Source organism: Bradyrhizobium sp. NBAIM08, from assembly GCF_020193935.1.
Lineage (GTDB): Bacteria > Pseudomonadota > Alphaproteobacteria > Rhizobiales > Xanthobacteraceae > Bradyrhizobium > Bradyrhizobium yuanmingense.
Genome location: NZ_JADYVR010000009.1, coordinates 271657 through 297375, shown reverse-complemented (window position 1 = coordinate 297375; position 25719 = coordinate 271657). Strand labels below are relative to the sequence as shown.

The following is a 25719-nucleotide window of genomic DNA, read 5'->3' as shown; positions in this document are numbered from 1 at the left end:
CGTCACCCCCTCCACCTCCGCCCCCACATCCGCCCCCGGCGGCACCGGCATCGGCACCGTCACGTAATCCTTCGGCAGGTTCACCGGCCGGTAGCCCGGCTCCACCGCCATGCGCTTCAGCACACTCTCATGCACATGCGCGCCTTCGGGGATCAGGCGCGGCTCGCCATCGGGGATGTAGAAGCCGAAATAGACTTTCCGCGCCGGCCATTCCCTGTACTTCGCGCGCTTCGGCAAGAACTCCAGCAGGCGCCAGGCCGCCGTCATGGAATCGTGCAGCATGCCGCTCTTGCCGGTAAAAGCGGGCTCGACGTAGGTGAACGGCGAGTTCTTGCGCTGGACGCCCCAGGCGAGCTGGTTCACCGTGCGCGGGTTGAACTTCAGCCCGGCCTTCTCGGCCTCGTCGATCATCCAGAGCAGCGGATATTTGGACTGCCCGCTCTCGGCCTCCGGATAGCCGCCGCCGACGTCGCAATGCACGCCGGCGAACCACACCTGCATGATGTCTTGCGGCACCTTCTTCTCGTCAGGCACGTAGCGGTTGCTCCAGAACTCCTGCGGCTCCGCGTAGGGCTTCAGGCGGAACATGCGCCGCCGCTCGTCGATCGCGATCGCCTGCCGGAAGATCCTGATGCTGGGATCGCGCAGTGTGAAGGCGAGCTCCTCCAGGCTCGGCCAGTAGAAGCGATCGGCGCGCGGCACGATCACGCTCGCCACCGTGTCCCAGACGCCGACGAAATGGATGGTCGGCCAGCGCGTCGAGGTGATGCGTGCGAACTGCGCGGCGAGGTCGAATTCGTCCTTCGGCAGCGGCCCGCTCTCGTCGAACACGATGTTCTTGATATCCTCGACGTCGTTGCCGCGCCCGCTGCCGGAATATTGCTTGTAGGCGATGAGGCCCGAGCCTGAGAGGTTCGCCTGCTCCGGCGAGATCAGACCAATTTTGTGGATCAGCCCCGCCAGCACGCGCACCGTGTAAGCCCCGCGCGAGAAGCCGAACAAATAGATCTTGTCGCCGGGCGCGTAATGCTGAACCAGGAAGCAATAGGATGACAGCACGTTGTCATCGAGCCCGTATCCGGTCGCGAGCCCCCACACCAGCTTGATGTTGGCCTTCCAGCGCCCCCACGTCGACGGCTCCGTCATGGTGCCGACCCCGGGATCGTAAAACACCATCTGCCGCGGCGACGTCTTGTCCGTCTTGCGCAGGCAGCGATAGAGCTTCAGGACGTTGGAGATGTTCTCCGAGATTTCGTTGCCGGTGCCGTCACAGCAGATGACGAGGTTCTTGCCGGCGCCCTTGTGGTCGGCGGGGTGGGCGGATTCCATGGGATGCGCCTCCGGGTGATGCTACCGGGGCGAGTATAGCGGAAAATGGATGGCAGCGAGGAGGCGACGTCGCCGGCACCCGGTCCCATGGCCGAAGGCTGTGTTGACATTAACCTCTTGTTAACCATGCGGTTGCCTAATGTCGACGATGGGGGATCACCATGTCGGCCCATGTGACGCGACGGAAGTTGATGCCTGTTTCGGCCGATCCGGCCATCTGGTCGATGGCGAGGCTGGCGGTTCGCGCCAAGGCCGTCCTACAGGGCAGAACGCCTGTCCTATGGAGCAAAGCCATGTTCGCAAGGGACGACTTAGTGGACAATCTCAGCCGCGATCTCGATCGCGCGCGCGGCAGACGCGATGCGCTCGCATCCGAAGCCACGACCCTGGCGGCGCAGATCGCCGAAATTGAAGCCCGCCTTTCGGAGGAGAAGAAAAGGCGGGAGCGTGAGCGCGTCCTGAGCGAGATCGAACTGATCAAGACGCGAATCAAGCAAGCCGCCGGAGCGTTTGCACCTGTCGTGGACGGTCTCTCCAGGGCGGTCGAATCGGCTGCGGCCGTTGTGCCCGAGGCGCGCGAGCTCAATAGTTTCCTGGTGTCGGTGGCGACCGAGGTCGACAGCGTGCTCGATCCCCTGTTGCGTGAACTGGATCAGCGCGCGGATGCAGTGCGATCCGGCCATGCGGCGCTGGACTTGCCGAGTTCGGCCGTTGAAGCCCCGCCCATCGAGCTGCCGAAGGACACCAACGAACGCCTGCTTCGCTTTCCGGCCTGGCTGTCCCGCGACAAGGAAACGGACAAGGAAGCAGCGGAGAAGCCGCACAGCACGGCGGCCTGAAGCCTCGGCGGCTGCGCACGCTCTACGCCGTCATTCCGGGGCGCGCCTCTTGGCGCGAGCCCGGAATCCATACTCACGATGGTGGTTATGGATCCCGGGCTCGCGACTTCGTCGCGCCCCGGGATGACAAGTTGTCGTTGGGCTCGCTGGTTGCCGAGCAGGTAACTTCCCCGCTCGCCGCCGCTCAGCTCGCCGCGCGGCGCAAGAAGGCCGGAATATCGAGAGCGCTCTCGTCGGGCGCATTGCGCGCAGGCGCACGCCCGTAAGGATCCAGCGGCTGAAGCGCCGCCTGCTGCGCATGGTCCAGGCTCGGCCGTGCCGGCGGTCCGACGGGGTGGTGCGGCTGCGGCCGCAGCGGCGGGCTTGCCGCTTGCGGAAGGGGGGCACTGCGCTCGATGCGATCGGCGATGCGACGGCCGTCATTGCGCAGCCTGCCGGCGAGCTGGGTGAGGGCGGTTTCCACCGGGTGCGCCTGCGCCGGATCGAGATTATCGATTCCGGTCGCCACCACCGAGACGCGGACGATGCCTTCTAAGCTTTCGTCAAAGGACGCCCCGACGATGATGTTGGCGTCCGGGTCGGCCTCGTCGCGAATGCGGGTCGCCGCTTCGTCGACCTCGTACAGCATGAGATCCTTGCCGCCGGTGATGGAAATGATGAGGCCACTGGCGCGCTTGATCGAGGGATTCTCGATCAGCGGATTGGAGATCGCGGCCACGGCGGCTGCGAGCACGCGCTTCTCGCCGGAAGCCTCGCCCCGTCCCATCATGGCCTTGCCCTTTTCCTTCATGACGGAGAGGACGTCGGCAAAATCGAGATTGATCAGGCCTTCCTTGACGATGAGGTCGCTGATGCAGGCCACGCCCGAGTAAAGCACCTGGTCGGCAAGGGCGAAGGCGTCGGCGAACGTGGTCTTCTCGCTGGCCACCCGGAACAGGTTCTGGTTCGGGATGATCAGGAGGGTGTCGACTGTCTTCAGCAGCTCCTCGATGCCGGCTTCGGCAAAGCGCATGCGGCGCTGGCCCTCGAAATAGAACGGCTTGGTGACGACGCCGATGGTGAGAATGCCGAGCTCGCGCGCGATTCTGGCGACGACGGGTGCAGCCCCGGTGCCGGTGCCGCCGCCCATGCCTGAAGTCACGAACACCATGTGCGCGCCGGTCAATTGCTCGCGGATCGTGTCGATCGCCTCTTCGGCTGCGGCGCGTCCCAGTTCCGGCTGCGAGCCGGCGCCGAGCCCTGCGGTCACCTTCGTGCCGAGCTGGATCAGGCGCTTCGCCTTCGACATCGCCAGCGCCTGCGCGTCGGTGTTGGCGACCACGAACTCGACCCCTTGCAGCCCGGCCGTGATCATGTTGTTGACGGCATTGCCGCCGGCGCCGCCGACGCCGAACACGACGATGCGGGCCTTCATTTCATGGATATCGGTGTTGCCAGTCATTCTTCCCTCGCGATTGCTCCGGCAAGCCGGGGATTAAAGAAAGTCTCGCGTGCTACCTGCAAGCATGATCCGGAAAAGTGCGAAGCGGTTTTCCGAAAAGATCATGCTCGAACAAAAACCTGGAGCGCGATGACGATTCATCCCAATCTCATCGCGCTCTAGCCGCGCGGTCTGCTTGCACGATGAAGGCGGCCAGATGCCCCAACCGGCGCGCCGCGTGTCCTGCGATCGAGCCGCCAGGGCGGCGATCGCTCCGCAGCGCCGCCACTTCGTCTTCCAGTCGTGCCGCCCATGCATTGGCGGCCGTCGTCTCGGCGGCCGCCTGCGTCAGCTCGACGGCGAGGCGATCGGCACGTTCGCGCTCGCGCTCGAACACGGCCCTGTAGGCGGCTGCGACGTCTTCGAGCCGCGCGATCTCCGCCTTGAAGGCCCCAATCTTGATTGCCTCGATCTTGGCCATGGAGGCATCGACGGGGTCCGCCCCGCGGCCCTTTCGCGGGCGGGGCGTGTACCGGAGCTCGGCGAGATCGACGCTCACCACCGCCTTGCCGTCGTCCGACCGCGAACGCGGCAACCGGCGACGCCGCGCCAGTGCCCGCGCGGCCTCGCGCGAGACATTGAGGCGGGCACCGAGATCGGCATACGTCAACAACTCAACGCACATCGGCGCTTCTCCTGGAGCGAACCGGGAAGGGATTTCGAGCTAGTGATGGCTGGACGATTGCAGCAGGCTAGGATGCGTTGGTTAATGGACGGTTAACGGACGCCCGGGGTGTTTACGGGTGGGGCTGCGGTGACGGCCGCCGGAGTCGAAGGGCGCCATCTGTCGCGGCGAGGGCTTGTCCGTCTTGCGCAGGCAGCGATAGAGCTTCAGGACGTTGGAGATGTTCTCCGAGATCTCGTTGCCGGTGCCGTCCAACAGATGGACGAGGTTGTTCGGAGAGGGGGCGCGGTCGGTGTCGCGCGCGTGCTCCACGGGATGTGCGTCCGGGCGATGCTATGGAGGGCGCGTAGAGCTGAAATTACAAAGTGAAGCGACGCTTGCTGGGTCTAGATTTTATGTATGAAACTCCCTTGCGCGATCATGCGCCGCTCTCAGCGACGCTTTCTGCGTGCAAGCTTCGCTTTAGCGATAATCGCGGAAAAAGCCACAGCCGCTTCTACCGAGTTGGTGGCGTCGATGCATCGATTTAGGAGGCGGCCTAGCTCATAGTGGTCGAAGTTCGAACGAATAACGAGGTCAGTCCAGTCGTCAATGCCTTCTCGGGTCGCCATAGGTGAGTTTGACGGTTGTACATCGTGTTGGGCGGCGGAGTGATTCAAGGGAAGGCTTGGCTGAGTCATCGTTTTCCTCCGATTGACGTTCACTCCGGCTGGTAGAGGGTCCTGCGATGGACCAGGGAGCTGCGAGGAATCTATTCTATCTTTCAAGTTCGCCTTGCGTTTTGCGAGTAGGGATTGGCCGAAGGGCAGGATCAGCCACTGCCACACTGCGTCGCCAGCTCTATATTCTTGACCAAGAGGCTCAAGCGAGCCAAGTCCCGCTATCGCAAGTTTGCCATTGTGCAATCCAATTGACGCGGTTTGCTTTGTTGGCGGATTCCAATGCCCCAGGTCCGGGTAGGTGAAGCTCTCCCGGGATACACCCCGAGCAATAGCAGATAAGCGGACCGCCTCATTTACTATGTAGGCACGATCTTGAATGGGCCATTCGGGAGCATCGCTTGACACAGCTCCAAGCACAGCTCCAGCCATAGTTGCAATTGTGTCGGTGTCACTGTCTAGCTCGTTCGCAGCGACAACAAGAGCGACCGCCGGATCCTGATCGCGGTATGCGTAAGCGAGAAGCGCCGCTGCCAGTGCGGTCTTAAAGCCAGATCCACGAAATCTTGTGGTTAGGCAACCTAGCTCTTCGAGACAACGGTGATAGTAGCTGTCTCTAGCGTCGAGTTCGATTCTTGATATCAATTCGAGATCGGCTCGAGCTTCTTCCGCCATTTGCTGAATGGCATGCGTCACCGGCCTGCCGCCTGAGTTTTCCCAAGTGGATTGCCAAAATGCACCTAGCTGCGGGTCTATATGCGCTGAACGGTATCAATCACGAAGGTTATCGCATGATCATCCGCTAGGTGCCGCCTAATCGCGCGCAATTGGTTGGCTGAGAAATCCTGACTTTCGTCGACAATGATGACGTTGTATCCGATGGGATCAACATCGCGTGCCATGCGGATTGCCACAGAATTCCAATCCAGCGAATCCGATTGTTCGAGCCATTCAATGTACGGTGTTACGACCTCGGTGAGGATTCTTCGCCTCAAATTCCTGTCGACGCGTGGTAGGTTGCCCCGACCAGTGCGCTCTGCGGTTAGGTATCGATCCAAATGCTCTGGCTCGAAGCGGCCCAGCAAATATTCTGTTTCCTTCAGAATGTAGTCGGGCGTCAGTACACCTAAGGTCCGAGCCAGCGCTCTAAGCTTTCTCCTTGCCTTATCGTCCGCAACGTCGGGAAAGCCCAGCGCCGACATTGCCCACCGACCAAATGTCTCGATCTCAAGTTCAACGGCGGGATCGCCGGAGATTTGATGCTCGGCCAGAGAGCGGACATATCCTGCAAGAGTTCTATTGTATGTTAAAACAAGAACGCGAACAGGAGCGGCATCACCTCTACGTTTGCGTCGAGCGGCAAACATGTAGCAAAGCGATCGCAGTCGCAGGAGTGCCGTCGAAGTCTTGCCGCTTCCAGCGGCACCGCAGATGACCTCGACTCCGAATCTGTTTTGGCTGATTAGCGGTAGCTGTTCAGCAGTAGCGACGACTTGAGGCAGCGTCTTCAAAATCGCATTCCCCCCTGAGGCACGACCCTATCTATTTGGAGCAATGGGGCCAATGCCCAACCCTGAGTCGCAGAGGGCATTCCACAAAAACAAAAACGGCCGGATCTTCCGATCCGGCCGCTACTCGAACTCTTACTCGGCTAAGCCTACGCCACGCGACGCAACTTAGCCCCCGCCCTAACGGTAAATCTTCTCAGCTCGCCTGCTTGGCCGGCTGGGTGTCGCCGACCTTCTTCTGGATGGCGCGCTTCAGCTCGACGGCGCGCGGGGAGAGCGCATCGGCGTTGGCCTTGAGCAGGTAGGCGTCGAGGCCGCCATTGTGGTCGACGCTCTTGATCGCGTTGGTGGAGACGCGCAGGCGCACGTTGCGGCCCAGGGCTTCCGAGATGAACGTCACGTTGACGAGGTTCGGCAGGAAGCGGCGCTTGGTCTTGATGTTGGAGTGGCTGACCTTGTGGCCGACGAGGGGGCCCTTGGCCGTCAGTTCGCAGCGGCGAGACATGGCATAAATCCTTTAGTTCGAACCCCCAACGAGTGCGGCCGCCATTTCGGCGCCACGGGGGCAAATTCTTTCGTCCTTGCAGGGAGCGGGCGGACGTATAGGGGGGAAGGGGCCTTGCGTCAAGGTTTTGGGGCGATCGGGATGCGGGTTTCGCGCCCCACCCTCGGTGTCATCGCCCGCGAAGGCGGGCGATCCAGTACGCCGGGGCGGCGCGGCTGACCAGAAGCGCTGCGGCGTACTGGATGCCCCGCCTTCGCGGGGCATGACAGGAGGGTGGGGAGAGGTCGGCCCGCCCCCGTTACCGCCCGATCACCAAAACGGCAATGATTGTCGCGCCTTACCATCACATAAAGGGCGTATTCGCCGTCGAAGAGTCCGGTGGAGTTCCCGGGGCTGCATGCCCCGACACATTGTTTGTCGCCGGTTTTGGCTTAAGTAACAGCATATCGCGCTCTGATTGGATTATTTCGTGCCGACAACGCTTCATTTCGCGCAAGTCCTGCGCTCAGCCTGTCTGTGTCGGGGCGTCCGCTTGGACGTCCCCTTGGCCGGCCGGCTGATGGCGCTTTGTGGCCTGGCGGCGGTGCTGGGCCTGGCGTCCGGCGCAGCGCCCGCGGCGGCGCAAGGCAAGCTCGAGGCGCAATATGAGGCGACGCTGGCGGGCATTCCCGTCGGCAAGGGCGCCTGGAACATCGATATCCAGGACGACGTGTTCTCGGCGGCGGCCGCCGGCGGCACAACGGGGCTTTTGAAGTCGTTCACGGGCGGGTCCGGCACCGGCGCCAGCCAGGGGCGCGTCGTTGGTGGCGCGCTCGTTGCGACCGGCTACCAGGCCTCCACCACCACCCAGAAGAAGACCGAAGAGATCCGCATCACCCTCGACAAGGGCAATGTGAAGGATTTTGCCATTCTGCCGGAGCCGCCGGTCGATCCGGACCGCATCGTCGTTACCGAGGCGCATCGCCGCGGCGTGTGGGACCCGATGACGGCCTCGCTGCTGCGCGTGCCCGGCACCGGTGATCCCGTTTCGCAGGACGCCTGCCACAGCTCCGCGCCGGTGTTCGACGGCCGCATGCGCTACGAGCTCAAGCTCGATTTCAAGCGCATGGAGACCGTGAAGGCGGAGAAGGGCTATCGTGGCCCGGTCGTGGTCTGCGCGATCTATTTCGTGCCCATCGCCGGCTACATCCCCGACCGGCCCGTGATCAAATACCTCGCCGCCCAGCGCAACATGGAGATCGCGTTCGCCCCCATCGCCGGCACGCGCATCCTGGTCCCGTTCTGGCTGAAAGTGCCGACGCCGCTCGGCCCGGCCATGCTGGAAGCCACCAGCTTCATCACGTCGCCCCAGCCGCCAAGGGTCGCGAAGACGCAGTAGGCAAGGAGGCCGCACCGCTCTCTCCGCCGTCATTCCGGGGCGCGCCCCTTGGCGCGAACCCGGAATCCATTAGGCCGCAGAGACGGTTGCGCGATGGATTCCGGGCTCGCGACTGCGTCGCGCCCCGGAATGACGAGCGTTCGGCGTAGGCTAAGCAAAATCAATCACTTACCTACTGTGCATGGGGTTGTTTTCGCACCCTTTGTTTGGCCAGCCCGCCTGCTCAGGGAATCCATTTGACTCCTCCCCGATTCTGATTCGACTCGACACCATCCCCAGCTTTAACCACCCCGCTCGCTTGTGCGCCTCCGCAAAACTCCATCTAGTGCGCAACCAAGACGAGTCCCGCGACATGTTGCGTGAACGGAACGGGACTCACAGGGGAGTCAGCGATTCGGCCGCGATTCGTTCTAGAGTCGTTCCGAAGCTTAAAGCGAACGGGAAAAGCGTCGCAAAGTGAGACAGTTGCGCGGGATTTGGGGCGGGCGCTCTCACGCCCGCGGTGTGCCCCTCACCCTGAGGAGGCCGCGCAAGCGGCCGTCTCGAAGGGCGAGGGGCTTGGCTTGCCCAGCAGCACCAGCCGGGCCTTCATCCTTCGAGACGCGCTGACGCGCTCCTCAGGATGAGGAACGAAGAGCCAGCCCCCTCTCCGCCCCGGATAGCACTGACATTCGCCCAAATCGCCATTACCTAATCCCCTAGACATGGCTTTTTCCTCCTCTCCCTTCGCCTCCGAGCGCGCCCCCGGCGCGGGCGTCACTGCGGTGCTCGGTCCGACCAACACCGGCAAGACCCATCTCGCCATCGAGCGGATGCTGGCGCATCCCTCGGGCATGATCGGCCTGCCGCTGCGCCTGCTCGCGCGCGAGGTCTACAACAAGATCGCCGCTCGATCCGGCGAGGCCAGCGTCGCGCTCGTCACCGGCGAGGAGAAGATCAAGCCGAAGAACCCGCGCTATTGGGTCTCGACCGTCGAGGCGATGCCGCGCGATATCGACGTCTCCTTCCTGGCCGTCGACGAGGTCCAGATCGCCGCCGATCTCGAGCGCGGCCACGTCTTCACCGATCGCATCCTCAACCGCCGCGGCCGCGACGAGACGCTGTTGTTGGGCGCCGCCACCATGCGCCCGATCATCGAGCGCCTGTTGCCGGGCGTGTCCATGATCACGCGGCCCAGATTGTCGCAGCTCGAATTCGCCGGCGACCGCAAGATCACGCGCCAGCCGCGCCGCACCGCCATCGTCGCGTTCTCGGCCGATGAAGTCTATGCGATCGCCGAGCTGATCCGCCGCCAGCATGGCGGCGCCGCCGTGGTGCTGGGCTCGCTAAGCCCTCGCACACGAAACGCGCAAGTGGCGATGTTCCAGAACGGCGACGTCGATTATCTCGTCGCCACCGATGCCGTCGGCATGGGCCTCAATCTCGACGTCGACCACGTCGCCTTCGCCTCCGACCGCAAGTTCGACGGCTACCAGTTCCGCCGCCTCACGCCGTCCGAATTCGCGCAGATCGCAGGGCGCGCCGGCCGCGCCACCCGCAACGGCACCTTCGGCACCACGGGCCGCTGCGCGCCGTTCGAGCCCGAGCTCGTCAACGCGCTGCAGAACCACACCTTCGATGCGGTGAAGGTGCTGCAATGGCGCAATTCCAAGCTCGATTTCTCCTCGCTCGGCGCGCTCCAGGTCTCGCTGAACCTCGCCCCCGGCCACGAGACGCTGACGCGCGCGCCGATCGCCGAGGACATGCGCGTGCTCGATCACGCCGCCCGCGACGGCGAGGTGCGCGATATCGCGCATGGCAAGGCCGCCGTGGAGCGGCTCTGGGAAGCCTGCCAGGTCCCGGACTATAGAAAGCTGTCGCCGGCCGCCCATGCCGAGCTGGTGACGACGCTGTACGGCTTCCTGATGCGCAAGGGCTGCATTCCCGATGCCTGGTTCGAGTCCCAGGTCACCCAGGCCGACCGCATCGACGGCGACATCGACACGCTGTCGGCCCGAATCGCCCAGATTCGCACCTGGACCTTCGTCGCCAACCGCCCGGACTGGCTGAAAGACCCGGAACGCTGGCAGGGGATCGCGCGGGAGGTCGAAAATAAATTATCGGATGCGCTCCATGAACGCTTGACTGAGCGTTTCGTTGATCGCCGGACCAGTGTATTGATGCGCCGCCTGCGGGAGAACACGAGCTTGAATACTGAAATCGGCAAGACCGGCGAAGTCATCGTCGAAGGCCATGTCATCGGCCGCCTCGATGGCTTCACCTTTGCACCGGATGCGGCGGAAGCCGGCTCCGATGCGAAAGCCTTGCAGGCTGCAGCGCAAGCGGTGCTCGCCGGCGAGATCAACGCGCGCGCCGAAAAGCTGGGCAATGCGCCGGACGAGCAGTTCGTGCTCACCTCCGAAGGCATCATCCGCTGGACCGGCGATGCCGTGGCGCGCCTTGCCGCCGCAGACGAGGCGCTGCATCCGCGCATCCGCATCATCTCGGACGAGCGCCTGACCGGCGCGCCCCGCGACAAGGTGCAGGCGCGGCTCGAGCTCTGGCTCAAGACGCACATCGAAAAGCTGCTCGGGCCGATGTTCGAGCTGTCGAAGGCCGAGGACGTCACCGGCATTGCCCGCGGCATCGCCTATCAGCTGGTCGAGGCGCTCGGCGTGCTCGAGCGGCCGAAGATCGCCAGCGAGCTGAAGGATCTCGACCAGCCCTCGCGCGCCGTGTTGCGCAAATACGGCGTCCGCTTCGGCGCCTATCACATCTATTTCCCCGGTCTGCTCAAGCCCGCCGCGCGTGCGCTCGCCGCGCTGCTCTGGGCGCTGAAGCAGGACAATGTCGATCTCTCCGCGCTCTCGGGCGCGCAGCATCTGGCCTCCTCGGGCCGCACCTCGTTCCCGGTCGATAAGGCGCTGCCGCGCGATGCCTATCGCGTGCTCGGCTACAAGCAGGCCGGCGAGCGCGCGGTGCGCGTCGACATTCTGGAGCGCCTCGCCGACCTGATCCGCCCGGCGCTGGCCTGGCGCGAGAATTCGCCGGGCGAAAAGCCCGCCGGCGCGTTCGACGGCCGCAGCTTCGTGGTGACGCAGGCGATGACCTCGCTCACCGGATCTGCCGGCGAGGATTTCGCCTCCGTGCTGCGCGCGCTGGGCTATCGCATGGAGAAGCGCCCGCCGCTGCCGCCGAAGCCTGTGGTCGCCGAGCAGGTCGTGACCGAGCAGATCGTCCCTGAGACCGTCGCGGCCGAGACGCCGCCCGCTGAAGGCAGCGCGGAGACCTCGACCGAGGCTGCAGCGGAAGCCGTTGCCGGCCTGCCGGCTGAGGCCCCGGCCGCTGAGGCTACGGCCGAATCCGTCACCGTCGAAGACGCGCCCGGCATGGAGCCGCACGACGAGCCCGCTCCTGCGGAGGCTCACGAGGAGCCGGCGCTGGAAGCGTCTCCGGAAGCGCCCGTCACGCCCGAGGACGCCCCCGGAATCGCGCCGCCCGCAGAAGAGGCTGCGACGCCCGCCGAGGCTGCCGGCCTCGAAGCGGCTGCCGCCGAGACCGCCGCGACGGAAGCTGCTGCATCCCCCGATGCTGCCGCGCCTGAGGCAACAGTCGCACCGGCCGAGCCTGAGCTGGTCGAGGTCTGGCGCCCTGCCGGTCGTCACGAAGATCGCAAGCCGCGCCACGAGCGCCATCGCCATCAGCGCCACAACAACCAGCGTCCGCGGCCCGGCGCTGAGGCTGGCGCTGCACCCGATGCTGCGAGCGCCGCGCCCGGCGAAGCAGCCGACGGCGCGAAGCCGGGCCATCGTCATGGCGGCGGCCATCGCCGCGATGGCGGCCGCGACTTCCGCAAGCCGCGTGAAGGCGGCGAGGGCGGTGAGCGTCGCGACGACCGCAATCGCAGCTTCCAGGGCAAGGGAGACCGCGACAAGGATCGCGATCGCAACCGCGACAACAAGAAGTTCGGTGGAGATCGCGACAAGGGCCGCGACAATCGTGGCCGCGACCGCGACAAGGGCCGTGACCGCCGCGATCGCGAGTCGGGTCCGTCACTGCGCCCCTACGCCTCGAGCGCGAACCCGCGCGAGCGCGATCGTCCGATCGATCCGAACTCGCCCTTCGCCAAGCTCGCCGCGCTGAAAGAGCAGCTGGGGCGGAAGGAGTAATCCCACGACGACGACCGAGCGGCAGCGTATCGACAAATGGCTGTGGCACGCGCGCGTGGTGAAGGCGCGCACCTCCGCGGCCGAGCTCGTCGTCACCGGCCATGTCCGGGTCAACGGCGTGCGCGAGACATCGCCGGGCCATGCGATCAAGCTTGGCGACGTCCTCACCATCGCGCTCGATCGCACCGTGCGCGTGCTGAAGGTCACCGCCTTCAACGAGCGCCGTGGCGATGCCGCCTCGGCTCGCGTGCTCTACGAGGAGCTTGGGACGCGCAATTAATTGCGCTTTGCATTCATTTCTTGATCGATCAAACACACAAAGCCGTCATGATCGGGCCTTCCCGACCTTGCGGCGCCCGGCCATCCGCGCTAGGCAAGCCGCGACTTCTAAAAGAGCTTTTCGGAGCGTTGGATGACTTACGTCGTCACTGAAAACTGCATCAAGTGCAAGTACACCGACTGCGTCGAGGTCTGCCCGGTCGATTGCTTCTACGAGGGCGACAACATGCTCGTCATCCATCCCGACGAGTGCATCGATTGCGGCGTGTGCGAGCCGGAATGCCCCGCCGACGCCATCAAGCCGGACACGGAACCGGGCCTCGAAAAGTGGCTCCAGGTCAACGCCGACTACGCCAAGAGCTGGCCGAACATCACCCAGAAGAAAGAATCACCTGCCGACGCCAAGGAATTCGACGGTATGGAAGGCAAGTTCGAGAAATATTTTTCTCCGAACCCCGGCTCTGGGGACTAATTCGCGCCCAAACTTAACCCTAATAGCGGCGCTGCCGCCGAAAACCAGCCCTCAAGACCCCTAAATCATTGATTTTTGCGGGAAATGTGCTATATTGGGCACATTAAGCCGAACCCCGTCAGCCCCGTTGGCCCCTCTGGGTTCCCGTGAAACCAAATGTCGAACAGGGGCGTGGCAGTTTCCGCGCGCAGGCTGTGTCACAGAAAACGCGTAAAAAGAGTACTTCAGCGAGGGCTTCCCATAAGGAGGCCAAAAAAGTCGCCGCGGCCAGCCGTAGCGCATCCAAGGGTCGGACCGCGACGAAGGCGCCGGCTGCAAAGTCCTCGAAGAACAAAAGAAGCGCAATGCCTAACAAGACTGCCAAACCGGCCGCGAAAGCGACCGCTGCCAAGCCTGCTGCCGCCAAGCCTTTGAATGTCAAGCCTGTGACTGCCAAGGCCCCCGCTGCCAAGCCCGCCGCGACGAAGGCCCCTGTTGCCGTTGCGCCCGCCAAGGCTCCCGTCGCCGCCAAGCCGGCTGCCAAGCCCGCGGCTGCGCCGAAGGTCGAGGAAAAGAAGGTCGTGACCCAGCGTCAGGGCTTCAAGGCCAACGAGTTCGTGGTCTATCCCGCTCACGGCGTCGGCCAGATCCTGGCCATCGAGGAGCAGGAGATCGCCGGTGCGAAGCTCGAGCTGTTCGTCATCAACTTCATCAAGGACAAGATGACGCTGCGCGTGCCGACCGCCAAGGTCGCCAATGTCGGTATGCGCAAGCTGTCCGATCCGGCCCTGGTCAAGAAGGCGCTGGAGACGCTCAAGGGCCGCGCCCGCGTCAAGCGCACCATGTGGTCGCGCCGCGCCCAGGAATACGAAGCGAAGATCAATTCGGGCGACATCGTCGCGATCGCGGAAGTCGTGCGCGACCTCTATCGCTCGGAATCGCAGCCCGAGCAGTCCTACTCGGAACGCCAGCTCTATGAAGCGGCGCTCGACCGCCTGTCCCGCGAGATCGCGGTGGTGCAGCACTCGACCGAGACCGAAGCGGTCAAGGAGATCGAGGCGCAGCTCGCCAAGAGCCCGCGCCGCAATGCCAAGGCGGAAGCTGCCGAGGGCGAAGCTGACACGGATGCCGAGGGCGATACCGACGATACCGATGGCGACGACAGCACCGTCGCCGACGAGGCCGCGTAAGCAGCTTCGTTCTGAGCAAGCCATCAAAAGCCCGGCCGTTTGGCCGGGCTTTTTGTTTGGCTTTCCTGAGGCCCGCGGGAGTTCGGCTCTACGCGCCGCGCGGCTGGGTCCAGATCGCGATCGGCTGCTGAATGCCGCGGACCGCCCGCGCCTCTCGCGCTTCCAATGTCTGAAACGTTGTGGCTGCACCGCCCAGCTCGGCCTTCGCCTGGCTGACGAGGTCGTCACTTGCCACTAGCGCGCAGCCCAAGGTGCGGGTCAAGGCCTCGAGACGGCTTGCCACGTTGACGGTCGCGCCGATCACGGCAAATTCCAGACAGGTCTGCCCGAGGTCGCCGAGCACCACCGGCCCATAATGCAAGCCAAAGCTCACATGCAGCTTTGGCTCGCCTGACGCTGCCCGCTGATCGTTCCAACTCTCCGCCGCCGCGATCATGGCCTGGGCACATCGCAACGCGTTGCTGGCATCGTGCTCGCCGGCAAAGGGCGTTCCGAACGTTGCCATCAACCCGTCCCCGAGATATTTGTCGAGCGTGCCGCTATGGCGGAAAACCTCCTGCTCCATCAGCCCGTGGAATTCCCGCAACGTCCGCACAACCTCCTGCGGCGAGCGTCCATCGGCAAAGGCCGTGAAGCCGACGATATCGACGAACAGCACCGCGACGTGTTGCGTGCGCACCTGCTTCAACGGCTCGTCCTGTTTCGACAATTCCGCCACGACATTGGGGGAGAAGTAGCGCGCTAGGTTGCCGCGCTCGCGCTCCACCGCGGCATGCCGGACCAGGAGGTCGTTGCTGCGGCGGACCGCGAGCGCCAAGGTCATGGCCACGATCATGAAGACGACGATCTCCTGGATGCGAACGTGGAACACGATCTCGCTGGGCGAGATCATCGCAAACAAGCGCTCATCGCTGCCTGTTGCGGCCGCGATGCGGGCCGTCAGCGCAGGATCGCGATCGGGTTGCCACCAGACCCAGGCGATGCCGATCAACCAGAGCGCAGCCGTCCAAACGCCGACCGCAATCACGGTCCGCCAAGTATAGGCCAGTGTGGCGCCCGCGAGCAGGACGAAGAAATAGATGAAGTTGCCGGAATGGTACTGCATCGCGACCGGCCAGTGCGAGGCTCCGAACGGATTGGGAACCACGATGAGGCAGGTCAGCAGCGCCAGGTCGCAGAACAGGAGTGCCAATTCCGGCCGTGACAGGCCGACCCGCCCAACCCGGACCTGGGCCCAGCCGATCAGTGCGAACAAGCCGAGCAGCGCCACGTAGTAGAGCTGCTCCCAGGCCGGGTTGATCACCATGATCAGGCAGCCAATGACGACGAGGGCGACATAGCGCGCCCGCACCGCGAGTTGCAGGCCCTCCCGCTTGGCGGACGTCAGCGCGGCTTGTGCGAACTGAACTGTTTCGACATCGCGCTCGCTCGGCGCGGGCGAATGCGCAGCCGGCAGGTTGAAGCGCTCGACGAGCATTGTCACGGCAGTCTCCTCGCTTAAGCCTTCAGCGCATCAAGTCCGCTGCGTCGTTGCCGAGACGCGGATTTCACCCCGAAGCTCTTCTCCGTCAGCCCTGGCTGAAACCGACGCCCACCAGTCCCCCAGGGCATCGATCAACGGCACGAGCGCGTGACCGGCGGCCGTCAGATCGTACTCCACGCGCAGCGGATATCCGCCGAATTCCGTGCGGCTTACGATACCGGCGTCTTCCAGCTTGCGGAGCTCAAGCGCGAGCATCCTGTGCGAGATGGTCGGATTGTCGCGACGCAAGTCGCTGAAGCGCTTGGTGCCCTGCTTCAAATAGTAGATCAGCAGCGTCGGCCAGCGACCGCTCAGAATCTGCATCACTTCCTCGATGGGACATCTCGACACGAGATCCTTCATCGGCGCCTCCAGGTTACAAAAAAGTTCGTAATTTACTTGATGCGGCGAGCGGCTAGGGTCGCATCACCGCTGCGCAGCGTGATCATCAGAAATCACGGAGAATGGATCATGGACCCAATTCTACTCTACGGCTTCCCGAAGGGAAGCTCCATGGGGCTCGTTGCTGCTCTCGAATGGCTGGGTAAGCCATATCGGCTGTGTCGGGTCGATATGATGGGCGAGATGCGAAGCCCGTCATACGCCCGTATCAATCCGCGACACGAGACGCCGGTCTTCATCACCGAGCGGGGTGAGGTGCTGACGGAAACGATGGCTATCGCGGCCTGGTTAGAGGCCAGGGACGTCGAGCGGCGGATCAGCTTCGATCCGCTGTCGCGGCAAGCCGATCGCATGCATCAGTTCATGGCGTTCGTGAATACCGGTTTCACCGCCGCCTTCGCGCCGCTGTGGGCCGCAATGGAAGCCGAAGCCATGGAGCCCGCCACGAAGTCGGTCCTGCGTGCTTTTGGCACAGCAAGGGTCATCGAGCGTCATGACAAGCTCGAAGCGATGATCGAAGCGCGGCAATTCCTGCTCGGGGAGCGGCCGACCCTCGCCGACGCCGTGCTTGTCGGCGTCGCGCGCTGGCTCGACTTCCACGCAGTTGCGGAGAAGAGCCGCTGGCCGAAGCTGGCAGCGCTGCGAGCTCGCCTCGAAGCCGATCCCGCGGTCCTCTACGCCACCGCTCTGGAGGACGGCGGGTCTGATCCGGGAACGGGATCGTGCACAGGCCACGTCGCGCTGGCCGAATTGATCGCGCAGTTCGGCAAATAGCGGCCGGTGCGCACGCCTCGTTCTTCGAAACGACGCTGACGCGCCTCCTCAGGATGAGGCTCATCAGCTCAGGCTCGTTGAAAACTGCTGCCGCGCACTCCGCCTCATCCTGAGGAGCCCGCCCTAAAGCGGGCGTCTCGAAGGATGGGCCGCAGGGAATGCTCTCAAATGCGATAGCGCTCCTACTTCACCGGCCGCTTCTCGAGCTTCCTTGCCAGCGTCCGCCGGTGCATGCCCAGCCGGCGGGCCGCTTCCGAGATGTTGAAGTCGGTCTCGATCAAGGTCTGGTGGATGCGTTCCCATTCCAACGTCTTGATCGAGGTCGGCCGCGAATCGAGCGCGACCTCGGCGTTGCCTTCGGCCTTGTGGAAGGCGGCCTCGATGTCGTCGGTGTTCGACGGCTTTGCCAGATAGTGGCAGGCCCCTAACTTGATCGCCTCGACCGCGGTGGAGATGCTGGCAAAGCCGGTCAGCACCACGATCAGCATGTCCGGGTCATGCGTGTGCAGGAGCTCGACGCAGGCAAGGCCCGAGGCGCCGCCGAGCTTGAGGTCGACCACGGCATGACCGAAAGAGCGTTCCTCCAGCACCTGGCGCACCTCCTCGATCGAGGCGGCGAGTATCACCTCGTAGCCGCGGCGCTCGAACGAGCGCTTCAGCGTGCGGGCAAAACCCGCATCGTCCTCGACGACGATCAGCGAACGGTCAGGCGTCAAAATTCCCTCCGATCGCCAATGTTGCGAGCGGCAGCGTGAGGCGCACCGTGGCGCCGCGCTTCCTGTGATTCTTGGCGCTCACGGTGCCCCCCAATTTGCGCACGACGTTCACCACCAGGAACAGGCCGAGCCCGCCGCCGGCGCGGCCCTTGCTCGACTGGTAGGGCTTGCCCAGCTGCGCCAGCATCTCCGACGCAAAGCCCGGGCCGCGGTCGGAGATCGACAGCACGAGATTGTCGCCCTCGCGCTCGGCGACGAGCTCGACCCACTCGCGCGAGACCTCATAGGCGTTGTCGAGCACGTTGAAGATCACCTGCTTCAGCGCGACGTCGGAGACGATTGCGACGTCCTCGCCGAAGGTGTTGACGAAGTAGAGCGTGCGGGCGGAGCGCGCATTGCGCCATTCGTCGACCAGCGCGGTGACGAAGGCCGTCACCGTCGTCGGTGAGGAGCCTTCACCGCGCGCTTCGCCCGCCGACACCAGGATGCCTGTCACGATCGACTTGCAGCGCTGCAACGAGGTTTCCATCTCCGCGAGGTCCTCGGCAAGCTCCTGATCGGCGGCAAGATCGGGCATGCGGCGCCAGTCGCTGAGGATTACCGAAAGCGAGGCGAGCGGCGTGCCGAGCTCATGCGCCGCACCGGAGGCGAGCAGGCCCATGCGCACGATATGGTCCTGTTCGGCGGCATGCTGGCGCAGCGCCGCCAGATGCGCGTCGCGCTCGCGCAAATTCCTGTTGATGCGGGTGACGAACACGACGAGCAGCACGGCGTTGAGCACGAAGCCCAGGAGCATGCCTGTTACGGTGAGCGTATAGGTCTCGCTCAACGGATTGGGCGGCAGATCGAGCGGCCGGTAGGCCAATGTCAGCCAGACGAAGCTGGCGCAGGTCAGCGCCACCAGCGACCAGGTCGATCGGGCATCGAGCAGCACCGCACCGAGCGTCACCTGGAGCAGGAACAGCGAGGTGAAGGGATTGGTGGCGCCGCCGGAGAGATAGAGCTGCGCGGTCAGCGCGGCGACGTCCAGTATCAAGGCGACCAACAGCTCGTTGTTGGTGATCGCAGCGCGATGGCGCACCCAGACCAGGCTGGAGACGTTGAGCAGCACCAGCGCGCCGATCACCGCGCCCATCCGCTCCAGCGGCAGGGGGATGCCGAGGCCGAAATGCACGGCACCGATGGTCACGATCTGGCCGACCACCGCGGTCCAGCGCAGCTGGATCAGCAGCACCATGTTCTTGCGGTTGGTCTCGTCCTCGGTCGGCATGGTGCCGATCAGCTCGCTGCGCGCATCGGCCTGCGATTGCAGCGTGACGGCTTGCCCGTCACGCCCAAGCGTCTGGGAAAGCGTCTTCCCGTCGTCAGGTCGGCTCGACGATCGTTCCAGCATCTGATCCCGTCCTGCGGGCGACGGCATCCGAGCCGCCGGCCTTGTCGTGGACGAAGCGCTTGCGGCGGAACAGCCCGCCGCCGAATATGACGAAAAGTCTGCCGGCCAGCATGAAAGCCAGGGCAAACCACGTCAGCGCGTAGATCAGGTGGTTATTGGGAAAGCGGATCACGGTCAATCCGCCGATTGGGCCGCCGGCGATTTGTGATCCGGCGTCGGCGTCCACGAAGAAGGGCGCGACCTCGCCAAGGCCGCGCGCCGCCGCAATGGCGGCGACGTCCCGCGAGTACCAGCGGTTGTGCTGGGGCACGTTGGTCCGCAAGAAGCCGCCCTTCGGCTCGGTGATGCGCAGGAGGCCGGTGATCTCGACCCGACCTTGCGGATTGCCGTCCCGGCGCGTCGATGCGTCGCGGCGCTCGGACGGCACGAAGCCGCGATTGATCAGAACCAGCGTGCCGTCGTCGCGCTGAAGCGGCGTCAGCACCCAATAGCCGGGGCCTTCCTCGGTGACGGCCTGAACCAGCGTCTCGCTCTCATGCAGGAAGCGCCCGCTGAGGCTGACGTGCCTGTATTCGTCGCTTGTGGCGCTGACGGTGGACCACGAAGCGGGCGAGGGGATCGGCTGAGCCGGCGCGTGGACGCGCTGCTCGACCCGGTCGATCAGCGCCAGCTTCCAGGCGCGGCGCTCGATCTGCCAGACGCCAAGCGCGATCAGAAGCACGAAAGTAATGAGCGAGAGGACCGTGAGCCACAAGGACGGCGACCGCGCAGCCTTGCTGCGCGCATCTCCGTCCTCGCTCGTCACGGTCCTGGTTTCGCTCACTTCATTCCGCTCATCTGGTGCATCGGCATCATGTTGCTGTTGAGGTGGCTCATCACCCACAGCGAACCCGACAGCGCGATCACCACCATCACGATGGTGAAGATCAGCGCCATCATGGTCCAGCCGTTCTCGGAGGCCGTGTTCATGTGCAGGAAGTAGACCATGTGCACGACGATCTGCACGATTGCGAAGGCCATGATCACCAGCGCGGTGATCTGCTTGCTCGGCAGCGCGCCGCTCATCACCAGCCAGAACGGGATCGCGGTGAGCACGACCGAGAGCACGAAGCCGAGCATGTAGCCCGAGAACGTGCTGTGGGCGTGGCCGCCCTCGTGGTGGTGGTCGTGCGCGCCGGCTGCGTGGGTATCGGTGCTCATCGCAGAACTCCCAGGAGATAGACGAAGGTGAAGACGCCGATCCAGACCACGTCGAGGAAGTGCCAGAACATCGACAGGCACATCAGGCGGCGGCGGTTGGCCTCGATCAGGCCGAACTTTCCGACCTGCACCATCAGCGTCACCAGCCAGATCAGGCCGCAGGTGACGTGCAGGCCGTGGGTGCCGACCAGGGTGAAGAAGGCGGAGAGGAAGGCGCTGCGCTGCGGCGTGGCGCCCTCGTGGATCATGTGGGCGAACTCGAAGAGCTCGATGCCGATGAAGGCGAGGCCGAACAGGCCGGTGATCGCGAGCCAAACCTGCGTCTGCGCGACCTTGTTCTGCTGCATCGTCAGCATCGCAAAGCCGTAGGTGATCGACGACAGCAGCAGCATGGAGGTGTTCACCGCGACCAGGGTGAGGTCGAACAGGTCCTTCGGCGCGGGGCCGGCGGCATAGTTGCCGCCGAGCACGCCGTAGGTGGCGAACAGGATCGCAAAGATGAGACAGTCGCTCATCAGATAGATCCAGAAGCCGAGCGAGGTGCTCCAGCCTTCCGGATGCGGATGCTCGTCAGCGAGGTAGAAGACCGGCTCGCCGGTCTGCGAGGGATTGACGGCAACGGTCATTTACTTGGCTCCGGCGAGCAGCTTGGTGCGCGCGTCCTCGGTCCGGATGACGTCGTCAGCCGGAATGTCGAAGTCGCGGTGATAGTTGAAGGTGTGGCCGATCCCGACGGCGAGCATCGCGATGAAGCTCAGGGCGGCGAGCCACCACATGTACCAGACGAGAGCAAAGCCCATCGCGGTGGCGAAGCCGGCGAGGATGATGCCGGTGCCGGTGCTGCTGGGCATGTGGATCGGCTTGAACCCGGTGAGCGGACGCTGATAGCCGCGCCGCTTCATGTCCCACCACGCGTCATTGTCGTGAACGACAGGGGTGAAGGCGAAGTTGTAGTCCGGCGGCGGCGAGGAGGTCGCCCATTCCAGCGTGCGCGCGTCCCAGGGATCGCCGGTGACGTCCTTGAGCTGCTCGCGCTTGAGCAGGCTGACCGCGAACTGCATCAGCATCGCGAGGATGCCGATGAAGACGAACACGGCACCGATCGCGGCGATGACGAACCAGATCTGCAAGGACGGATCGTCGAACACGCGCAGGCGGCGGGTCACGCCCATCAGGCCGAGCACGTAGAGCGGCATGAAGGCCAGGTAGAAGCCGGTGACCCAGAACCAGAACGACATCTTGCCCCAGAACGGATCGAGCTTGAAGCCGAACGCCTTCGGGAACCAGTAGTTGATGCCGGCGAACGCGCCGAACACCACGCCGCCGATGATCACGTTGTGGAAGTGCGCGATCAGGAACAGGCTGTTGTGCAGCACGAAGTCGGCCGGCGGCACCGCGAGCAGAACGCCGGTCATGCCGCCGATCACGAAGGTCAGCATGAAGGCGATGGTCCACATCATCGGCAGCTCGTAGCGGATGCGGCCGCGATACATCGTGAACAGCCAGTTGAACATCTTCGCGCCCGTCGGGATCGAGATGATCATCGTGGTGATGCCGAAGAACGAGTTGACGCTGGCACCCGAGCCCATCGTGAAGAAGTGGTGCAGCCAGACCAGGTAGGACAGGATGGTGATGACCACCGTGGCGTAGACCATCGAGGTGTAGCCGAACAGCCGCTTGCCCGAGAAGGTCGAGGTGACCTCGGAGAAGATGCCGAAGGCCGGGAGAACCAGGATGTAGACCTCGGGGTGCCCCCAGATCCAGATCAGGTTCACGTACATCATCGGGCTGCCGCCGAAATCGTTGGTGAAGAAGTTGGTGCCGACATAGCGGTCGAGCGACAGCAGCGCGAGCACCACGGTCAGGACCGGGAAGGAGGCGACGATCAGCACGTTGGTGCAGAGCGAGGTCCAGGTGAACACCGGCATCTTCATCATGGTCATGCCGGGGCAGCGCAGCTTGACGATGGTGCAGATCAGGTTGATGCCTGACAATGTCGTTCCGACGCCGGCGACCTGCAGCGCCCAGATGTAATAGTCGACGCCGACGTCGGGACTGTAGCCGATGTTCGACAGCGGCGGGTAAGCCAGCCAGCCGGTGCGGGCGAATTCGCCGATGAACAGCGAGGCCATCACCAGCACCGCGCCGCCGACCGTCATCCAGAAGCTGAAATTGTTCAGGAACGGGAACGAGACGTCGCGCGCGCCGATCTGCAGCGGCACGACATAGTTCATCAGGCCGGTGACCAGCGGCATCGCCACGAAGAAGATCATGATCACGCCGTGGGCGGTGAAGATCTGGTCGTAGTGATGGGCGTTGAGATAGCCTTCGGAGCCGTTGAACGCGAGCATCTGCTGGCCGCGCATCATCAGCGCGTCGGCAAAGCCGCGCAGCAGCATCACGATGCCGAGGATCATGTACATGATGCCGATGCGCTTGTGGTCCACCGTGGTGAACCATTCGCGCCAGAGATAGCCCCAGAGGCGGAAATAGGTGAGGCCGCCGAGCAGCGCGGCGCCGCCGAGCGCGACCACTACGAAGGTGCCGACGACGATCGGCTCGTGCAGCGGCAGCGATTCGAGGCCGAGCCGGCCGAAGATGAGCTTGAGAAGATCAGGAGACATGCGCGTTCTCTTTAGGAATCTGACTTCAGGAATCGGACTTGGGACGCTGTCCGAGGAAGAAGGACGAGGACTTCAGCGGCGTGAACGACGGCCGCTTCAGGCCGGCACCCAGGAGCGGCGCGAAATCGGTCGGAGCCTTGATCGAGGCGGTGGTCTGCCCCTGCGGCGCATCCGGCGTGCAGGTGCCGGCGACAAAGGTCGGCTCGGGTCCGAGCACCGTGCCGCGGCGGGCATACTTGTCGTAGGCGAGCGGCAGGGTGTTGTTCAGGCCCTGATGGCCGTTGCCGCCCTTGGCGTCGATCGCCATCATCTCGCTCTGGCACATCTTGCCGGTCTCGACGCACATGTTGAGGATCAGGCGGTAGAGATCGGCATCGACGGCGCCCCAGCGCCGCACCGGCTCGTTCTGGCTGGGCTTCTCCAGCTGAAGATATTCGGCGCGGCCGAGCGAGCCGCCGGCCGACTTGGCGCTGGCGATCCAGGCGTCAAAACCCTTGTCGTCGAGCCCCTTAAAGTTGAAGTGCATGCCGGAGAAGCCGGCGCCGCTATAGTTCGCCGAAAAACCCTTGTAGGTGCCGGCGTGGTTGACGACGGCGTGGAGCTTGGTCTCCATGCCCGGCATCGCATAGATCTGGCCGGCGAGCGCGGGGATGTAGAACGAGTTCATCACCGAGGACGCAGTGATGCGGAAGGTGATCGGGCGATCGACCGGAGCTGCGAGCTCGTTGACAGTGGCGATGCCGTAGTCCGGGTAGATGAAGAGCCACTTCCAGTCGAGCGCGACGACGTCGACCTCGAGCGGGGCCTTGGACTTGTCCACGGCGCGCTCGGCATGAATGCGGCCGAGGGTGCGATAGGGATCGAGCAGATGCGTGCCCATCCAGGTCAGCGCGCCCAGGCAAATGATGATGAGAAGCGGCGCCGACCAGATCACCAGCTCGAGCTTGGTCGAGTGATCCCAGTCCGGCTCGTAGCGGGCCTCGGTGTTGGACTGGCGGTAGCGCCAGGCGAACAGCACCGTCAGCGCCATCACGGGCACGACGATCAGCAGCATCAGGACGGTGGAGATGATGACGAGGTCGCGCTGTTGCGCTGCGATATCGCCGGCTGGCGCCAGCACGACATAGTCGCAGCCGCTGAGCGCAGCAGCCAGAGGTAGTAGCGCCAGGATCTTGAGACGAGACACGGGCCGAGCCTTATGAGAATGAGTTTCCTTTGCGGGGCCAAGGGGTAGCTGCGGCGCAACAATCCGGACATTGGACAATTTGTCCAATGTTGCAGTGCGGGAGCTTGCGCCAGACAGGGTCAGATTGCCTGGCGCCCCGCCGGGCGGTCAGCTTTGGTTTTCAGGACGTTAAGGGCGCACGAATGGCGACGGCACAGACCCCCGCAATGGCAAACCTCCACACGGGCGAGCACGGCCACGACCAGGCCAGTCCCGGCGAGATCGCCATCGGCGTCATCATCGGCCGTACCTCGGAATTCTTCGACTTCTTCGTCTTCGCGATCGCCTCGGTGATCGTGTTTCCGCGCCTGGTGTTTCCGTTCGCGAGCGAGCTGACCGGGACCCTCTATTCCTTCATGGTCTTCGCGCTGGCCTTCATGGCCCGTCCGATCGGCACCGTCATTTTCATGACGATCGACCGGGAATACGGCAAGACGGCCAAGCTGATCTCGGCGCTATTCCTGCTCGGCACCGCCACCGTCGCGCTCGCGTTCCTGCCCGGATATCAGGAGATCGGCGTCGCCGCGATCTGGCTGCTGGCGCTGGCGCGCATCGCGCAGGGTCTGGCCTGGGGCGGCGCCTGGGACGGCATGGCTTCGCTGCTGGCGCTGAATGCGCCGGCCTCGCAGCGCGGCTGGTACGCGATGGTGCCGCAGCTCGGCGCCCCGCTCGGGCTGATCGTGGCGAGCGCGCTGTTCGCCTATTTCGCCGGCCTCCTCTCGGCCGATGACTTCTTCGACTGGGGCTGGCGCTATCCGTTCTTCGTCGCCTTCGCCATCAATGTCGTCGCGCTGTTCGCGCGTCTGCGTATGGTGACGACGGAAGAATACGCCACGCTGTTCGAGACGCGCGAACTCCAGCCGGCGCGGATCTCCGAGACGGTCGCGCGCGAAGGCCAGACCATCATGCTAGGGGCCTTCGCGCCGCTGGCGAGCTTCGCGCTGTTTCACATGGTCACGGTGTTCCCGCTGTCCTGGGTGTTCCTGTTCACCCACGAAAGCCCGGTGCGCTTTTTGATCATCGAGATCGTCGCCGCCGTGTTCGGCGTCGCCGCGATCGTGGCCTCCGGCATCATTGCCGACCGCGTCGGGCGCAAGTCGCTGCTGATGGGATCGGCGATCGCGATCGCAGTCTATAGCGGCTTCGCGCCGCAGCTGCTCGACGCCGGCGCGTTCGGCGAGACCATCTACATGGTGATCGGCTTCATCCTGCTCGGCCTGTCCTTCGGCCAATCCTCCGGTGCTATCGCCTCGAACTTCCGGCAGGCCTATCGCTATACGGCGTCGGCACTGACCTCCGACATGGCCTGGCTGTTCGGCGCCGGCTTCGCCCCGCTGGTCGCACTGCTGCTCGCCACCAATCTCGGCGTCATTGCCTCGGGTGCGTATCTGCTGTCCGGCGCGTTCTGGACCCTGCTAGCGCTCTGGCTCAGCGGCCAGCGCGAGGCGGGGGATATGGACGCAGGGCGCTGA

The 25719-nt window shown here is 64.3% G+C and carries 23 protein-coding genes and 1 pseudogene; 8 read left to right on the top strand and 16 right to left on the bottom strand.

Features of this window, described 5'->3' with window-relative positions; all coding sequences use genetic code 11:
- Nucleotides 1-1329 (bottom strand): DUF2235 domain-containing protein (locus I6F37_RS28390; RefSeq protein WP_225153305.1); only part of this gene is annotated, 1329 nt, incomplete at its 3' end.
- Nucleotides 1330-1490: 161 nt separating this feature from the next.
- On the opposite strand from I6F37_RS28390, the gene I6F37_RS28385 reads away from it, so the two are divergent.
- Nucleotides 1491-2168: a hypothetical protein gene (locus I6F37_RS28385; protein WP_225128402.1), complete on the top strand. Its 678-nt coding sequence runs from the start codon at nucleotides 1491-1493 to the stop codon at nucleotides 2166-2168.
- A gap of 184 nt (nucleotides 2169-2352) precedes the next feature.
- Here I6F37_RS28385 and ftsZ read toward each other — a convergent pair whose 3' ends face one another.
- The 6 genes and pseudogenes from ftsZ to rpmB form a co-directional block, all read right to left on the bottom strand.
- Nucleotides 2353-3609, bottom strand: a complete 1257-nt coding sequence (gene ftsZ / locus I6F37_RS28380) for a cell division protein FtsZ (protein WP_225128404.1) — start codon at nucleotides 3607-3609, stop codon at nucleotides 2353-2355.
- Between the two features lie 148 nt (nucleotides 3610-3757).
- Nucleotides 3758-4273 (bottom strand): hypothetical protein, encoded by a 516-nt coding sequence (locus tag I6F37_RS28375; RefSeq protein WP_225128406.1) that lies wholly within the window; start codon nucleotides 4271-4273, stop codon nucleotides 3758-3760.
- 138 nt (nucleotides 4274-4411) lie between these two features.
- Nucleotides 4412-4585 (bottom strand): annotated as a pseudogene (locus I6F37_RS45780) (DUF2235 domain-containing protein); the annotation flags it as partial.
- Between the two features lie 119 nt (nucleotides 4586-4704).
- Nucleotides 4705-5628: an ADP-ribosylglycohydrolase family protein gene (locus I6F37_RS28365; RefSeq protein WP_225153304.1), complete on the bottom strand. Its 924-nt coding sequence runs from the start codon at nucleotides 5626-5628 to the stop codon at nucleotides 4705-4707.
- A 56-nt stretch (nucleotides 5629-5684) separates the two neighbouring features.
- The gene (locus tag I6F37_RS28360; protein WP_225153302.1) at nucleotides 5685-6443 is read right to left on the bottom strand and encodes a UvrD-helicase domain-containing protein; all 759 of its coding nucleotides are present in this window, start codon (nucleotides 6441-6443) and stop codon (nucleotides 5685-5687) included.
- Between the two features lie 193 nt (nucleotides 6444-6636).
- Complete coding sequence (gene rpmB, locus I6F37_RS28355) at nucleotides 6637-6945, bottom strand: 50S ribosomal protein L28 (protein ID WP_036045358.1); 309 nt, start codon at nucleotides 6943-6945, stop codon at nucleotides 6637-6639.
- 559 nt (nucleotides 6946-7504) lie between these two features.
- On the opposite strand from rpmB, the gene I6F37_RS28350 reads away from it, so the two are divergent.
- The 5 genes from I6F37_RS28350 to I6F37_RS28330 all read left to right on the top strand — a co-directional run bounded on the left by I6F37_RS28350 (nucleotide 7505) and on the right by I6F37_RS28330 (nucleotide 14391).
- On the top strand, nucleotides 7505-8323 hold the full coding sequence (locus I6F37_RS28350) for a DUF3108 domain-containing protein (RefSeq protein WP_225153313.1): 819 nt from the start codon (nucleotides 7505-7507) through the stop codon (nucleotides 8321-8323).
- 704 nt (nucleotides 8324-9027) lie between these two features.
- On the top strand, nucleotides 9028-12471 hold the full coding sequence (locus tag I6F37_RS28345; RefSeq protein ID WP_225153300.1) for a helicase-related protein: 3444 nt from the start codon (nucleotides 9028-9030) through the stop codon (nucleotides 12469-12471).
- Between the two features lie 28 nt (nucleotides 12472-12499).
- The gene (locus tag I6F37_RS28340) at nucleotides 12500-12751 is read left to right on the top strand and encodes an RNA-binding S4 domain-containing protein (protein WP_074447665.1); all 252 of its coding nucleotides are present in this window, start codon (nucleotides 12500-12502) and stop codon (nucleotides 12749-12751) included.
- Nucleotides 12752-12883: 132 nt separating this feature from the next.
- On the top strand, nucleotides 12884-13222 hold the full coding sequence (fdxA, locus tag I6F37_RS28335; protein ID WP_018643465.1) for a ferredoxin FdxA: 339 nt from the start codon (nucleotides 12884-12886) through the stop codon (nucleotides 13220-13222).
- 344 nt (nucleotides 13223-13566) lie between these two features.
- Nucleotides 13567-14391 (top strand): CarD family transcriptional regulator, encoded by an 825-nt coding sequence (locus I6F37_RS28330; RefSeq protein WP_074447640.1) that lies wholly within the window; start codon nucleotides 13567-13569, stop codon nucleotides 14389-14391.
- 88 nt (nucleotides 14392-14479) lie between these two features.
- On the opposite strand, the gene I6F37_RS28325 is transcribed toward I6F37_RS28330, so the two are convergent.
- Nucleotides 14480-15868 carry an adenylate/guanylate cyclase domain-containing protein gene (locus tag I6F37_RS28325; protein ID WP_225153311.1) on the bottom strand — a complete coding sequence of 463 codons (1389 nt, stop codon included), beginning with the start codon at nucleotides 15866-15868 and terminating at the stop codon, nucleotides 14480-14482.
- Between the two features lie 36 nt (nucleotides 15869-15904).
- Nucleotides 15905-16276, bottom strand: a complete 372-nt coding sequence (locus I6F37_RS28320; RefSeq protein ID WP_225153298.1) for a helix-turn-helix domain-containing protein — start codon at nucleotides 16274-16276, stop codon at nucleotides 15905-15907.
- Between the two features lie 108 nt (nucleotides 16277-16384).
- Here I6F37_RS28320 and I6F37_RS28315 point away from each other — a divergent pair, with 108 nt between their 5' ends.
- Nucleotides 16385-17089, top strand: coding sequence for a glutathione S-transferase family protein (locus I6F37_RS28315; protein WP_225153296.1), 705 nt, complete (start codon nucleotides 16385-16387; stop codon nucleotides 17087-17089).
- A 182-nt stretch (nucleotides 17090-17271) separates the two neighbouring features.
- Here I6F37_RS28315 and I6F37_RS28310 read toward each other — a convergent pair whose 3' ends face one another.
- The 7 genes from I6F37_RS28310 to cyoA are packed head-to-tail and all read right to left on the bottom strand — an operon-like array spanning nucleotide 17272 to nucleotide 24208.
- Entirely contained in the window at nucleotides 17272-17805 is a 534-nt protein-coding gene (locus I6F37_RS28310; RefSeq protein WP_225153295.1) for a response regulator transcription factor, read from the bottom strand.
- Nucleotides 17795-19198, bottom strand: a complete 1404-nt coding sequence (locus tag I6F37_RS28305; protein WP_225153293.1) for an ATP-binding protein — start codon at nucleotides 19196-19198, stop codon at nucleotides 17795-17797. Before I6F37_RS28305 ends, I6F37_RS28310 begins: the two co-directional genes overlap by 11 nt.
- Nucleotides 19170-20021, bottom strand: coding sequence for an SURF1 family protein (locus tag I6F37_RS28300; protein ID WP_225153291.1), 852 nt, complete (start codon nucleotides 20019-20021; stop codon nucleotides 19170-19172). The genes I6F37_RS28305 and I6F37_RS28300 overlap by 29 nt, the downstream gene beginning before the upstream one ends.
- Entirely contained in the window at nucleotides 20018-20398 is a 381-nt protein-coding gene (gene cyoD, locus I6F37_RS28295; protein ID WP_225134383.1) for a cytochrome o ubiquinol oxidase subunit IV, read from the bottom strand. Before cyoD ends, I6F37_RS28300 begins: the two co-directional genes overlap by 4 nt.
- Nucleotides 20395-21024, bottom strand: coding sequence for a cytochrome o ubiquinol oxidase subunit III (cyoC, locus tag I6F37_RS28290; protein ID WP_109142141.1), 630 nt, complete (start codon nucleotides 21022-21024; stop codon nucleotides 20395-20397). Before cyoC ends, cyoD begins: the two co-directional genes overlap by 4 nt.
- Nucleotides 21025-23022 carry a cytochrome o ubiquinol oxidase subunit I gene (gene cyoB / locus I6F37_RS28285; protein ID WP_109142142.1) on the bottom strand — a complete coding sequence of 666 codons (1998 nt, stop codon included), beginning with the start codon at nucleotides 23020-23022 and terminating at the stop codon, nucleotides 21025-21027. It lies immediately after the preceding gene.
- 25 nt (nucleotides 23023-23047) lie between these two features.
- The gene (gene cyoA, locus I6F37_RS28280) at nucleotides 23048-24208 is read right to left on the bottom strand and encodes a ubiquinol oxidase subunit II (RefSeq protein ID WP_225153289.1); all 1161 of its coding nucleotides are present in this window, start codon (nucleotides 24206-24208) and stop codon (nucleotides 23048-23050) included.
- 182 nt (nucleotides 24209-24390) lie between these two features.
- On the opposite strand from cyoA, the gene I6F37_RS28275 reads away from it, so the two are divergent.
- Nucleotides 24391-25719, top strand: a complete 1329-nt coding sequence (locus I6F37_RS28275) for an MFS transporter (RefSeq protein ID WP_225153287.1) — start codon at nucleotides 24391-24393, stop codon at nucleotides 25717-25719.